This is a genomic window from Arenibacter algicola (genome assembly GCF_000733925.1).
GTDB classification, from domain to species: Bacteria; Bacteroidota; Bacteroidia; order Flavobacteriales; family Flavobacteriaceae; genus Arenibacter; species Arenibacter algicola.
Map to the genome: position 1 here is coordinate 1403320 of NZ_JPOO01000003.1, position 13338 is coordinate 1416657.

Here is a 13338-nt window from a genome sequence, read left to right on the forward strand (position 1 = left end):
CCAAGAATATTTGAGCTATTCGAAACTCCTGCAATTCCCGGACTTGTGTTATCATATTCCGGGACTAGGGATCTAAATAAATATCCCCTTATTTACTAAAGCCAATCCTAAACTAGACTTTAGGTTTAATTAAACATACCTGAAATAGAATATCAAACTATGAAAACAAAACGTATACACTTTATATTGGGCATATCCATGCTGGTACTTACTTGTAATCCAATAACCTTAAACGCCCAGGGATGTGTGGCCATTAGGCACTTTTCCTCTTGTGTAGGTAACAGCCTGGAAAACAACCTTCTGGGCAAGGGAGATCTTCAAGTTGGCATGAATTATAGATATTTTAAATCATTTCGACATTTTAGGGGGACGGAGGAAGAGCCCGATCGAGTAGCCAATAATTCAGAAGTAATCAATCATTCCCATGCGTGGGACTTTTTCCTTACCTATGGCATTTCGGACCGTTTCTACACCAGTATAACCATCCCTACGGTAATCAATGCCAGGTCTTCCCTTTATGAACATGGTAGGGAAGAAAGAAACAGTACTTATTCCAGAGGCCTGGCAGATATAAGGGCCGGGATTGGCTATTGGTTGTTGGACCCAGTTGAAAATCCAGAAGGAAACATCGCCGTTGGTTTGGGCATAAAACTACCAACTGGAAATTACAACGCCACCGATATATTTTATAACGTAGGTCCGGAGGGGAGTCCTGAAGTACGACCTGTGGACCAATCCATTCAACCCGGGGACGGTGGGTTTGGACTTACCCTTGATTTTCAATTCTACCAAAAAGTGGCGACCGGTCTATTTGCATACGGCGGTGGCTTTTACCTTTTGAACCCTAGGGAAACCAATGGTATTAGAACTTTTAGGGAAACCCTTAGCCCAATTTTGGAGAATGAAGCTATTATGGCGGTACCAGACCAATATTCAGTTCGCACAGGGCTTAGCTATAGCCTATCCGATGTTATTTCGGCTTCTATGGGCGCCAGATTTGATGCCGTACCTGTAAAAGATATAATAGGAGGTAATGAAGGCTTTCGTAGGCCAGGTAATGTACTCTCTTTAGAACCCGGTATAGCATATATACATCAGAATTTCACATTAAATCTAAATGTCCCTCTGGCCTTAAGACGGGATAGACCTCAAAGTGTTACGGATAGGCAAACAGAAATAAGCACTGGAACTCCTAGAAATGGTGATGCAGCTTTCGCAGATTATTTAATAAATTTCGGCATCTCCTACCGTTTTCCAAAACACAAGGCTATGGATATAGACCCTTCGATTAAGGACACCTTTAATTAAATAGTGGCTACCAATCTATTGGTCTGTAATCTTTAAGAAACTTACCGCACCAATGTTTGCCCGAGTTAATACCATCGATCAACGGGTCCAATACCCTTGCTGCACCATCAACAATGTCCAAAGGAGGTTGAAAATCATGAATTTCTTCCTTCTTTTTGGACAATTCTACGGGATCCTCGTCCGTTACCCAACCGGTATCCACAGCGTTCATATAAACGCCATCTTTAGCAAAGTCCAGGGCAGAGGTATGTGTCATCATATTTAGGGCTGCCTTGGCCATATTGGTATGGGGATGACGATCTTCCTTGTAAAACCTATGAAATTTTCCTTCCATGGCCGAGACGTTGATAATATGTTTTTTTCCGGTATTCTCCTGCCTCATAAGTTTTGACAATCGGTTACAGAGCACAAAGGGGGCAATGGCGTTCACCAATTGAACTTCTATCATTTCCGGGGTCTCTATCTCCCCCAATTTAAGTCGCCAGCTATTGGTTTTCCTTAAATCTACTTGCTGTAGGTCAGCATCCAATTCGCCCTCCGGAAAAACTTCCTTGGCAGAAAGGGAGCTATCAAAGCTGTAGGGAATCTGGGATAGTTTTGCAGACGCCCTAATGCCAATACCAGGTTCCGTTGCATGCCAATTAACGGGCAGTGCATTATTTTGGGTACTCGCAGTGCCCTTGGTAAGGCTATTTAGTTCTTGCAAACAAAAATCATGATCAGACAATACCTCCTGGGCCCTTGGCGGCAACTCACCGAAGGCTACCTCTTCATTTTTCATAAGGTGCTGGTAAAAGCCCGCTGGCCTTCTTACCGTTTGAGCAGCATTATTGATAAGAATATCCAATCGCTCGTATTGTTGTTCTATAAAATTGCAGAAGATTTCAACGCTCGGGATATGTCTTAAATCCAGGCCATGTATTTTTAGTCTATGTCCCCATTCATGAAAATCCTCTTCTTTGGAGAAACGCAGTGCAGAATCTACCGGAAACCTAGTGGTGGCCACCACGGTGGCTCCTGCCCTTAACAATATTAGGGTAATATGATATCCTATTTTTAGCCTAGACCCTGTAACTATGGCTACCTGCCCACTAAGATCGGCCGTCTGAAATCGCTTTGCGTAATTAAAGTCGCCACAATCAGGGCACATGGCATCATAAAAATGATGTAGCTTGGTATATACGGTTTTACATACATAGCAATTCCTTGGGGATTCCAATTCCAGCTCTTCCAAAGTTTCCCTGACTGGAGCAGCCAATAATTTGGGAGCTACAAATACGACAGCTTCCCTGGCGCTTCTGATCCCGGTTTCCCTACGCGCGTGCTTATCACGCTCAATCATCTTGCGTTTGGCAGCCTTGGCTGCGTCCTTTTTACGCTGTTTAAATTCATTTTTGGCCGGTCTGGACAACTGGCCCGCAGCCTTCAGCAAGGCCACCCGTTTATCTTCCGGAAGTTCAAAAACCTTATGTCCGCTACCTACCAACTTATTAAGTAGAAAAATACACTGATCGATCTCTTCCGGACTTATTGCCTCCACTACATTCTCTTGCTTGTCCACCAGATTATTACTGCCCATTTTCCAAATATTTTCTGAAAATTAAAAACGTGCAAATGTAAGGTTTAAATTAGATTGCACAAACAGAAGTATTTAGCACAATCTCAAGGGTAGAACTTAACCCCTAGGAGTATATAAATTTTTATACACAGCTTTCTTATCTCCATTAATTTATGTGATTCCCTTCCCAATAATCATAAATACGGAGTAAAGAAAATTCTGTGCGGAATTAATTAAATGGCCCCACCATGATATGGGCCCTATGCGTACCTGGATCCATTAGCCATGGCATTCCAGGGGCGTGTGGCTTATCCGGTAAGCCTGTAGATTCTGTGGTTGCAAAAGGCGTATAGATAACGTATCTAAATTTTCCGTTTTGCAACTCCCCTGTTGTTACATCATAATCCTCTGATTTTCCATAATACACATACATCATGCTGGGTTCCTTGGGCATTTTTATTTTACCAGATGCCACTTCCTTGGCACGGATTTTCTCACGCTCCTCCCCTGAAAGGTCTTTCGCAGAGAGTTCCCTACCACGGGCCATGAAGGGTTCAAGCCTTTTGGAATAACATGCCACATTGATCCCGTCCTTGCTGGGATTATCGCCTATACAGACCAAATTATTGGTTCCCTTTCTTAAAACTACCAATTCTCCCGAGCTATTATAACCATAAACCATAGCGCCATCCTTTTTTTCTTCAGGAGCGGGCAAAACAGCTGTTTTGATTTGGATTTCGTTGGGAGGAATCTCCGTTTTAATTTCTTGCGCCATTAAAGGACAAACTGCAAATAGCAACATAACTAGAATTAGTTGTTTCATGTGTAAATATTTTATATTCCGATTAATTATTGAAAATGAGCACCTAATACGATTTATGAATAACCAAATTGGATTTTATTCAATTTCCTTAAAGATAAAAAATATAGCCATAACCTATTTGACAAATGATGGAATAATTAACTTCAAATATCCTTCTTAATTCTTGAATGGATAATCTAAATTTACGTGCTTAACTAAAATCCTATCGAACAATGACGGTATACGAATTTCTAGACAAACTCAGAAAGACTCCTGAAGAGATAAGCTTTGGGGATACCATAGGAATTATTGACACCTATTATAATTTTTCACCTTCAAAATTCACTAATGGCGAAGTGATTAATGAGGCCGGACAAAATTCAGGTTCCTGTAAGGTCTTTTCTTTTGCACAACATCACAAGTTGGGCAAGGAGGAAACCTTGGCCTGCTTTGGTTCATACTACCGAAAAGATGTCCTTGAAAATCCAAAGGGTACGGACCACCTAAACATTCGCAATTTTATGATCAGTGGTTGGGAGGGTATTTCCTTCGAGAATGAGGCCCTTAGCATAAAGTGAGGCCAAGCAATACCTTGTTCGGCTCCTTCATGCCCAATTATAGGGCAACGAAGAACGACCAATTACTTTATCAAGGATGCCGATGCTTTATCCAAAAATAGGACGGTTTCCGGGTGGGTCCTGAGAATGGAAGCCGGACAGCTGGTACTTATATCCCCGTACAGGCTATTATAAACGGCCTGGGACTTTCGTTCGTCGGGCACCACACAACTAATGGCCTCACAGTTCATTATGGCGGTAATGGTCAGGGTAACGGCTTCCTTGGGTACGTCGTCAAAGCTTGGAAACCAGCCCTCACCAAGCTGTTGATTTCTGCAGGCCTCATCCAACTCCACCACCTTCACCAATTTGGGATCTTGAAAATCGGCAACTGCGGGGTCATTAAAGGCTATATGTCCATTTTCTCCTATCCCGATGCAAGCAATATCTATAGGGTGCGCTTGCAATGCCTCTTCATAGTTTTTGATTTCCAATTGCAAATTTGCTGCATCGCCATTTAGGAAATATATCTTTTTAGGTGCTACTTTATTCAAAATACGTTCTTTGAGATACTTTCTAAAACTCGCAGGATGGGATTCGGAAATACCTTTGTATTCATCCAGGTGAAATACGGTTATTTTTCCCCAATCAATTTCTTTGGTCTGCAAGGCCTCCAAAAATGAAAACTGTGATGCACCCGTAGCCAAGATTAGATTTGCCCCGCCCTTTTTAACAATTGCATCATTCAATTTCCTTGTAACATAATCAGCTGCCGCTGCTCCCATTTCCTTTGACTGTCCATAAATCTCTATTGACAAATTTTCAATTTGAAACGACTTTTCCATTATTTAATTTTATATAAATTCTGTTATAGCGAACCATGTGGTCAGCAGTGAAAATAGGATTACCGCAACTAGACCAAGATTAAGCTTGGCGCTGGCCTTGTTATTCCCCATTAATTTCTGTTTGTTGATCAAAATAAACATAGGTACTGCCACTGCAGGAAGAATACAGGCCTGAAAAGCCTGGGAGAAAACCATAAGTGCAGGAGGTCTTTCCTCCAAAAAGACTGTTCCAAAGGCAAATACCATAGCGCCAATTATTAGCACTCTGGAAGACTTGGAGTGAATATTTCTTGGAGTTCCCCTATAATCGGCCAGTAACCAAGGAGCTATAAGCACGATAGGAAAAATAGTGGAGAGCCCGGCCCCCGTAATCCCAATAATCAGTACAAAAGCCGCCAATTTACCTCCCAATGGTTCAAATAGGGATATCATTTCTACCGTATCGTCCAACTTCATTCCGGAAATATGTAGGGTTCCTGCGGCAACGGCCATGATTATACCGCTGAGGAAGAGCATCATAAAAGCCGATACAAAGGCATCTGTCTTCTCCTTTTTTAAATCATTGATGCCCCATCCTTTTTCGGCCACCACAGTACTTCTCATTACAAAAACAGCTGCAGAACAGGTGGTGCCTGTAATGGCCGCAATTAAGCCCAACGCACCGGGAGTATCGGGAATACTGGGAACCATACCAGATAGAATATCCATCATATCCGGGCGGACCATAATGAAGACTACCATAAAGGAAAGTCCCATCAAAATAACCAGAACGGTCAAAACTTTTTCAAACGCCTTATAACGTCCGAACCATAAAAAAAATGTGAGTATGGCTACGAAAAACAGAATGATCCATCCTCTTTGGATAATAGCCCCGTTTAACGCCAAGCGTACCCCTTCCTGCACCAAGTCGGCCACGATACCCATTACGCCCATAAGAGCCAATAATTCCCCTATGATCAATACCAAAATGATATATAGCGAAAGTATCCAGCCCCATTTAAACTCCTGTTTAAAATTAAACAGCGCAGTCCTGCCCGTCACCAAGGTTACTTTGCCATAGGCCACCATTAAAACATAAGTAAAAATACAGGAAAGCACTACGGCCCAAAAAAGACTCATGCCAAATTCCGCACCCGTCTTGGCCATTGTGGTTACACTGCCCGTCCCTATGTTATAGCCAATAAGAAATAGCCCTGGACCTACGGCGCTAAGTCCCAATAGTATTTTTTTGATTAATGATTTATTGCCCATATACTGCTTTTATAGATTTAATTTTTAACCAAGTACCATAACATTCAACACCATAGGAGTTAACAGGGTACTAATCTTTGGAATATACCAACTGCCCTGACACAAATGTCTTGTGAATTACCACCTCATTATCCTCCAACTTAAAGAGAATCAGGTCGGCCCGTTTCCCCTGTCCTATTTCACCAATTTCACTGAGGGAAAACATTTTTGCGGGATTGGTGCTTGCCATTTGTATGGCATCATTAAGAGTACATTGGGTAAAATCCATAATCACGCCCACACATGCACTTATTGGTGAAGCTGCCCCGGCAAGAACATTTTCCTTTGGTAATTTTACCACATTGGGGGTCAGCAATAAGGTACGCTCTCCACGGGTATACTCTCCAGGGGGAAGTCCTGCTAGATCTAGGGCATCGGAGACTAAAATAGTCTTATTTGGGCCTTTTACCTTATAGAAACTTCGTACCTCTTCCTTGGTCAAATGGAATCCGTCCGCAATTAGACTGGGAGTAATACGATCGTCGGCCAATTGTGGCCAGATAGGGTTATGGTGCCTATTGATCTCGTTGGCACAACCATTGCCCAAGTGGGTAGCCATTTTTGCACCGGCATCTATAGCTCGTTCTATATCCTCTGCACTACCATTGTGATGTCCCAGTGCCACTATAATTCCATTAGCAACGCAATTACGTATAAAAGGAATGGCCCCGTCCAATTCGGGGGCTACGGTAATCAGTTTTATGCCATTATTGGCTGCCTTCTGCAGCTCCTGAAATTCCTCCCAATCCGGATTTTTAATGTATTTCTCCAAATGCGCGCCTCGAAAACCGGGAAGCGGTGAAATATACGGACCTTCCAAATGGAATCCTGGAATGGATTTTCCTATTTCCGGATCTTTTTGTGCCTCGGCCAGAATTGCAAAATTCGTTTTCATCCTATTGAAATCGCTGGTAATAATGGTCGGGAAATAAGTGGTTACCCCGGCCTTCCACAAAGCTTTTGTAGCTTTCCTTATGCCTTCCACCGTAAGATCGGGACCGGAAAAATCAACTCCCATATAGCCATTGATCTGGACATCTATTAAACCGGGGGCTACATATATTTTTGATTCCTTGTCGCCTTTCGACAATCTGTTTATTCCCGAAATTTTACCTTTTGTAGTGGATATGGAGACCCATCCCTCATCGGAGTACAAAATGCCCTCCATTCCGCTTGTATCAATAGACTGTGATATTCCCATGTTGTAAAAAAAGAATAGTGCTAAAACTGATGTATATTTAAATATCATAACAATTTGTTGAATTTATAGTTATCAGACCCTTGTCAATGTTATTGGAAACTAACTTCCCGATTCAATTTTACGAATCTTAATATTCCTAAACCAGGCATCGTCCTTATGGTTTTGAAGAACAATATGCCCCTTCCTTTTTTCCAAAAATCCCGGATAGTCCACAAATTTGCTTTTTTGAAAAAGGGAATCCAAATGCGGGGAAGCAAATTCATAGGCGACTACCTTTTTCCCGTTAAGCCAATGCTCTACACTCTCATCATTGACAACAATTGGACTCGAGTTGAACATCCCGGCCGGCCTGACATCCGTATTGTTGGCCGCAATCATATCATATAGACTCCCAGTGTATTGGGATGGTTTTAGTTTTCCCGCATAAAGGGTATCCGAATCATCAAGCAATTGGTATTCAAATCCCAGCGCCGAATATTGCGAACCGAACTTTTGGGACAATTCTTCGGACACGTTGTACTTGAGGCCTGTGTTGCCCGCTTTTAATATTTTCCATTCAAAATACAATTCGTAATTGTCAAAGGTGTCCACCGTCATTAGATCGCCCCCTTCCATGGGCTGACCGTCCGGCATGGAAGGCACCTCTCCGCTATTCAGTTTTCGTATGGTACCGTCCTCAATTTTCCATAGTTCGGTCTGAACATCCTTTCTACCCAAACCGCGCCAACCCTTAAACGATTCGCCATCAAAAAGCAATTCCCAGCCCTGCTCTTTCTCCAAATCGGTTAGGCTGTTGTACAATTGTTCAGAAACCTTTATTGGTTCCTGATTCTTTTGCGTTTTGTTTCTGCAACCCATAAATACTAATCCCATGGCTAAGGCCATTATCCAGAAACTGTGTAGGGTTTGCTTTTTACTCCCCCTCATTATGATATAACGGATTCCCAATTACCTGAAACTATAGATTTTTGAACTGCTTCCAACACTGCAATACCGTGAATAATACTCTCGTGGCTGCGTGGTTCCTTTCCTGTGCTGAACATGTTTACCATATCCACATAATTTTTATCCGGATCAACGGTCACTGCCCTGGACTTTAATTCAACCACTCCTTCATCTGTCTCCACAAAGGTCTGCCAGCCGTACTTTTTGGTCGTAATGATCAAGGTGGCCATCTTTCCATTTTCAAAAATTAAACTGGCAGTACTGTTCAAGTTCTCCTTGTCGTTCTTATTGAATCTAGCCGAAACAATTTTTTCATCAAAAAGATAGATCAGAGGTTCTACCATATGCACTCCATAAAAGAAAAAGCCTCCATATATGGAATTGATATCGGCCTTACCGTAACAAGTAACTTGATTTATGTCCTTTAGTTCAGCCAATTGCTTCCTCATATCCTCCGTGGCATAACTGTGGGCAATTGAACTGTAGGAAGTTACCGGAGTACCGACCGCCCTAGCCATTTCAAGGAATATTTTTGAAGCCTGACTGCTATAGCAAAATGGTTTGTCTATAAAGGTGGGTATTCCGGCCTTTACAAACGGGAGCGCCGCATCCAAGTGAAGATCGCCATGCCGATGATCAACAATCAATGCATCTATCTTGCCCATCATTTCCAAGGGATCTTTTACAATATTGGGAATGCCTCCTTCGGTCTTGGCCTGTTGGGCAAATTCCTCTTTTTCACCCCACACATATTTGACCTCCCATCCCGGAAATTTTTTATCCAAATTGAACATTTTACCAAAACCTCTGGTATGTGAATTCTCGGCACCAATGATACCAATAATCTTATTTTTCACCACCGGCGGTTTTCCTAATTTTAGCTGGGAAAACAAAGGTGACGGTAAGGACAGGGCCAAGGTTGAAAATGCTGCCCCTTTTCCTATTTTTTCTAAAAATGATCTTCTATTTGCCATATATTATTATTACAATTTCATTTCCCAACCGTTTTCATAAGTTCGACCCCATAATTTTTGGGCATCGCTATCCTTCAAAATGTGACCATTAGTGGGATCTATATCCAAAGACCTCCCCGTGCGCTGAGCAATATTCCCCAATTGCACCAATAAGGTGCTTTTATGACCCGAGTCTATATCAGCATTAAGGCTTGCACCATCGTGGATAGCACTGAACATATTCTGTATGTGCAAGGCATCCAAGAGTTCTGCCGGGTTGGAATTGTTTCTGGGATCTATTTCTTGGGTATTCTTAACTTCTTTGATCAATTCACCCTCCAAATCGAAAATGCTATAGCTATTACCTCCAGGGATTAGCATACTGCCATTTTCCCCATAGAACATAACGCCAACCGAACTTCCTTCTATAGACTTACCATTACAGCTCCTACCTTCCCAGGACATGGACAATCCTTCTGCAAAATCCAAATTGATTACCTGTGTATCCGGTGTCTCCCAATCGTCCTGATACCTATATCTGCCTCCGTTTGAGCTTACCTTAACTGGATAGTCCACCTGCATGCCCCAACGCAATAAGTCGATCATATGGGTGCCATTATTTAGGGCCTCGCCTGTACCCCAATGCCATAACCAATGCCAATTGTAATGCACAATATTGTCCTTATACTTCATTCTGGGCGCCGGACCTTGCCAAAGGTCCCAGTCCAGCCAATTGGGCACCTCTACTTCCTTCCCTATCCCTATGGATTTGCGGTTGTTGGTATACCATCCTTTACCAAAATACACCTTGCCAATGGCACCTGATTGCAAAGCCTTAATCCCTTCAACCACATTGGGCCAAGAGCGACGCTGGTTCCCCATCTGTATTACCTTTCCATATTTTTGTGCGGCCTGCACCAAAATTTCCCCTTCATTGGGGTTGTGGCTACATGGTTTTTCTACATATACATGTTTTCCCGCTTCCATGGCCAAGAGTGATGCAGGTGCATGCCAATGATCTGGCGCTGCAATCACCATGGCGTCCACATCCTTGCTTTCCAAGGATTTTCTGAAATCCGTAAAGGTTTTTGGCTTCCTGTCCTGTCTACCCTTTACAGAATCCAAACATTTTAGGATGGCCCTACTGTCCACATCACAAACATGGATTACCTCAGCGTTCTTTTGACTAGCAAAATTTTGTGCCAAGGCATTCCCTCTACTATTGACCCCCATCATAGATACATTGATCCGATCGTTGGCACCTAGAATACGGCCATAACTTTTGGCACTAAATTGTGGCAGGATTCCAGCGGTAGCTATAAAGGCCGAACTGGCCGCTGTTTTTTTAATAAAACTTCTTCTTGAACTTGAATTTGAATTTGATTTCATGCTATCCAGGTTTGATCGTTAATAATTTTGTTTGTCTTCTATGTCTTTAAAATTGAGCTAGTAAAGGCCGGAAAACTCCTTCCCTAGGACATTGATCTCTTCGTTGGAAATTTCTCCAGAGCACACCAGTGTCCTGAAGGCAAAACGAACCGACTCCCCTTTTTTCAAACGCAAGTCCATAGTTTCCTTTCCTTCCGAAAACACATTCTGACCCAATGGGTTTACGGCAAAAAGTCCATAGCCCCTTGCGTGCCAATAGGCCGGATATCCCGGATTCTTTTCATGGTCCAGAATCACGACGGCAACATTCTCCTCCTTATACTTTCCAAAGAGCTTCATCCATTTGGCCCGGGTTCCCCAAACATCTTCACCTTTCATACCTTCACTGCTCAAGTAATCCCCAGAAACCATGTCATTATTTATTACCTTAATAGTCTCAGGATTTCCATGTGCATCGGTTAATGTTAAAGGGTCATCGGATGGCAGCTCCAGTTCGCGACTAACCCTAATGGCAAACATTCCCTCTTTGGTATCCTTGAACAAAATATCCTCTTGGGCCGTTAAGGTGCTTATCCAATCTATAATCCTCACCCTCCCCTTGTCCATAAAATGAAACTCAATGTCTTCCTTTATCTGTGTACGTCCCTGAGCTTCCCAATTGGTTTGGACCCGTATTGTTCCTTGGGAATCATTGGCATCGGCCTCAACAACCTCTTGATGCCTGATAACGCCACTAAATGGCTTGCGATCTTCAGGGGTAGCCTCGGAATGCCCCCAATAATCAATACCGTTAACATCGCCATAATTCATCCACATTCCTATGTGATGTGGATGATCCGCGCGCTCTCCGGCTACTTTCTTCAATGGATATTTACGTGTAATCTCCGTACCTTCCGAAGTCACTATGGGCCATAAGCAGGGCTTCATTATATTATCGGGGTAGATGTAGGAAGTAAATAATTCATCCCCGAAGTAGACATCCACTTTTTGTTCCGATACTTTATTTTCTATCCTAATGCCAGGCTTTACCATATCCTGCGAAGGACTTACATCGTTCTTTTTGGACTTGCCATTGCCACAGGAACCAAAAAAAGCCAACAACACTAAATATCCAAGTACTCTTACTCCCATAATAATTGTTTCTAGTTTAAAGAAAGCCCTTAGACAATTGCCAATTTATAGCAATTGCGTAAGACCTTTATTGAAAATTAATATAATAATCTACATTCTCCTTGATAATGATATCCAAAGGCACAAACTGAATAGCAGAGGGCAACTTTTTGTAAACAAAATAATCGAAAAGCGCCTTTACAGCGGTTACCCCTTGAAATACCGGTCTTTGGGAAATGATATAATCGATATTTCCATTTTTCAACTCGGACACATTTCCAGGAACAATATCAAAGCCCACCACCTTTATGTCCAGCTCGTGCAAGGCGTGATGCCTAGAAATTAAATGCGCCCTGGAATTGGTAACGAATACTCCCCTCGTTCCCGGGTTTTTAATATAATAGGTTGTAAGTTCCCTGTTTACTTCAGTCTCCACCGTTGTGGGTATTGTAATAGAATTTATACTTCTTTTCTTCCGGGATCCATGCTCCTTAAAATAATCCCGAAAGCCATTTTCCACAAGAGCTGTGTGGGCACTATTCTCGAATCCCTTAACCATGTTTACTATAAGAATGTCATCTGAAGGATCCAGAAGAGAATTCAATAATTTCCCGGCAATATAACCGCTTCCCCTTAAGTCAGGTCCAATATAACTGAGACTTTTCTTGTTTTTGATGTTGGCATCTATAAACACATAAGGAATATCCCTTTCTTCCAACTTCGATATGAATTCTAGACTTTCCTTTTCAAATAAGGGCGCCAAGATTACGCCACTAGGATTCTTCCCAAGGATGGCATCTGCACTTTTAACAAAACTGGATTCGTTGAACAAACTGTACTCATAGGTATGAAGTTCCATGCCAAAATCCTTATAAACCTCCACTCCCTGGTCCACCCCTATTTTCGGTAGTGTCCAATAACTTTGGGAACTGGTTGCTTCAGGAAACAGGCTGCAAACCGTGAACTGACTTCCCAAAGCCAATGTTCTTGCCAGAAGATTGGGGTTAAAATCCAATTTCTCTATAGCCTCTTCCACTTTTTTCCTTTTGGCAGGTGACACCTTCCCCCTATTGTGCAAAACCCTGTCAATGGTCCCTATGGAAACATTGGCATAGTTTGCCAAATCCTGAATGGTGGTCTTTTTATTTTTTGCCATCGAAAATCAACTTTTATAATTATATGACTTTTAATGATTTGAAAAAGTGTGTAGGCACACAAATATAAAAATTATTGGGACATAGACGTCATTTTATGGAAATATTACAGCACATTTTATGTGTAAATAAATAAAAATGTGTAAGCACACACTTTTTCAGTTGAACCATTAATCTCTGGTCAGGAATTTCAACTCTATGACTTAAACACCATAGGCATGAGTTC

At 42.2% G+C, this 13338-nt stretch carries 12 protein-coding genes; 2 read left to right on the forward strand and 10 right to left on the reverse strand.

The genetic code is table 11. The annotated features are described in order from the left end of the window. Positions 1-159: 159 nt before the first annotated feature. On the forward strand, positions 160-1308 hold the full coding sequence (locus U735_RS0116505) for a hypothetical protein (RefSeq protein WP_031444883.1): 1149 nt from the start codon (positions 160-162) through the stop codon (positions 1306-1308). Between the two features lie 7 nt (positions 1309-1315). Here the strand turns inward: U735_RS0116505 and U735_RS0116510 are convergent, their stop codons facing one another. Further along, on the reverse strand, positions 1316-2887 hold the full coding sequence (locus U735_RS0116510) for an SDR family oxidoreductase (protein ID WP_031444884.1): 1572 nt from the start codon (positions 2885-2887) through the stop codon (positions 1316-1318). Between the two features lie 208 nt (positions 2888-3095). Next, positions 3096-3689: a hypothetical protein gene (locus U735_RS0116515; RefSeq protein ID WP_031444885.1), complete on the reverse strand. Its 594-nt coding sequence runs from the start codon at positions 3687-3689 to the stop codon at positions 3096-3098. A gap of 212 nt (positions 3690-3901) precedes the next feature. Between U735_RS0116515 and U735_RS0116525 the strand changes: the two genes are divergently transcribed. After that, positions 3902-4246: a HopJ type III effector protein gene (locus U735_RS0116525; protein ID WP_031444886.1), complete on the forward strand. Its 345-nt coding sequence runs from the start codon at positions 3902-3904 to the stop codon at positions 4244-4246. A gap of 62 nt (positions 4247-4308) precedes the next feature. Here U735_RS0116525 and U735_RS0116530 read toward each other — a convergent pair whose 3' ends face one another. From U735_RS0116530 to U735_RS0116565, 8 genes are all read right to left on the reverse strand, one after another. Beyond that, a complete protein-coding gene (locus tag U735_RS0116530; protein ID WP_031444887.1) occupies positions 4309-5070 on the reverse strand; it encodes a glucosamine-6-phosphate deaminase in 762 nt (253 codons plus the stop codon). Between the two features lie 9 nt (positions 5071-5079). Continuing rightward, positions 5080-6321, reverse strand: a complete 1242-nt coding sequence (locus U735_RS0116535) for an Nramp family divalent metal transporter (protein ID WP_031444888.1) — start codon at positions 6319-6321, stop codon at positions 5080-5082. Positions 6322-6391: 70 nt separating this feature from the next. Continuing rightward, a complete protein-coding gene (locus U735_RS0116540) occupies positions 6392-7561 on the reverse strand; it encodes an N-acetylglucosamine-6-phosphate deacetylase (protein WP_034248546.1) in 1170 nt (389 codons plus the stop codon). A 99-nt stretch (positions 7562-7660) separates the two neighbouring features. Next, positions 7661-8434: a 3-keto-disaccharide hydrolase gene (locus tag U735_RS0116545; RefSeq protein ID WP_180994010.1), complete on the reverse strand. Its 774-nt coding sequence runs from the start codon at positions 8432-8434 to the stop codon at positions 7661-7663. A gap of 53 nt (positions 8435-8487) precedes the next feature. Beyond that, complete coding sequence (locus U735_RS0116550; RefSeq protein WP_031444891.1) at positions 8488-9480, reverse strand: Gfo/Idh/MocA family protein; 993 nt, start codon at positions 9478-9480, stop codon at positions 8488-8490. A gap of 9 nt (positions 9481-9489) precedes the next feature. After that, the gene (locus U735_RS0116555; RefSeq protein ID WP_198036659.1) at positions 9490-10848 is read right to left on the reverse strand and encodes a Gfo/Idh/MocA family protein; all 1359 of its coding nucleotides are present in this window, start codon (positions 10846-10848) and stop codon (positions 9490-9492) included. Positions 10849-10905: 57 nt separating this feature from the next. Then, entirely contained in the window at positions 10906-11979 is a 1074-nt protein-coding gene (locus U735_RS0116560) for a DUF6807 domain-containing protein (protein WP_034248549.1), read from the reverse strand. A 67-nt stretch (positions 11980-12046) separates the two neighbouring features. Further along, positions 12047-13114: a substrate-binding domain-containing protein gene (locus tag U735_RS0116565; protein WP_031444894.1), complete on the reverse strand. Its 1068-nt coding sequence runs from the start codon at positions 13112-13114 to the stop codon at positions 12047-12049. Positions 13115-13338: the final 224 nt, after the last annotated feature.

What these genes read in the sequence shown, in the direction of transcription:
- U735_RS0116505 (WP_031444883.1), top strand. Translation starts at nt 160, where the DNA reads ATGAAAACAAAACGTATACACTTTATATTGGGCATATCCATGCTGGTA.
- U735_RS0116510 (WP_031444884.1), bottom strand. Translation starts at nt 2,887, where the DNA reads ATGGGCAGTAATAATCTGGTGGACAAGCAAGAGAATGTAGTGGAGGCA.
- U735_RS0116515 (WP_031444885.1), bottom strand. Translation starts at nt 3,689, where the DNA reads ATGAAACAACTAATTCTAGTTATGTTGCTATTTGCAGTTTGTCCTTTA.
- U735_RS0116525 (WP_031444886.1), top strand. Translation starts at nt 3,902, where the DNA reads ATGACGGTATACGAATTTCTAGACAAACTCAGAAAGACTCCTGAAGAG.
- U735_RS0116530 (WP_031444887.1), bottom strand. Translation starts at nt 5,070, where the DNA reads ATGGAAAAGTCGTTTCAAATTGAAAATTTGTCAATAGAGATTTATGGA.
- U735_RS0116535 (WP_031444888.1), bottom strand. Translation starts at nt 6,321, where the DNA reads ATGGGCAATAAATCATTAATCAAAAAAATACTATTGGGACTTAGCGCC.
- U735_RS0116540 (WP_034248546.1), bottom strand. Translation starts at nt 7,561, where the DNA reads ATGGGAATATCACAGTCTATTGATACAAGCGGAATGGAGGGCATTTTG.
- U735_RS0116545 (WP_180994010.1), bottom strand. Translation starts at nt 8,434, where the DNA reads ATGGGATTAGTATTTATGGGTTGCAGAAACAAAACGCAAAAGAATCAG.
- U735_RS0116550 (WP_031444891.1), bottom strand. Translation starts at nt 9,480, where the DNA reads ATGGCAAATAGAAGATCATTTTTAGAAAAAATAGGAAAAGGGGCAGCA.
- U735_RS0116555 (WP_198036659.1), bottom strand. Translation starts at nt 10,848, where the DNA reads ATGAAATCAAATTCAAATTCAAGTTCAAGAAGAAGTTTTATTAAAAAA.
- U735_RS0116560 (WP_034248549.1), bottom strand. Translation starts at nt 11,979, where the DNA reads ATGGGAGTAAGAGTACTTGGATATTTAGTGTTGTTGGCTTTTTTTGGT.
- U735_RS0116565 (WP_031444894.1), bottom strand. Translation starts at nt 13,114, where the DNA reads ATGGCAAAAAATAAAAAGACCACCATTCAGGATTTGGCAAACTATGCC.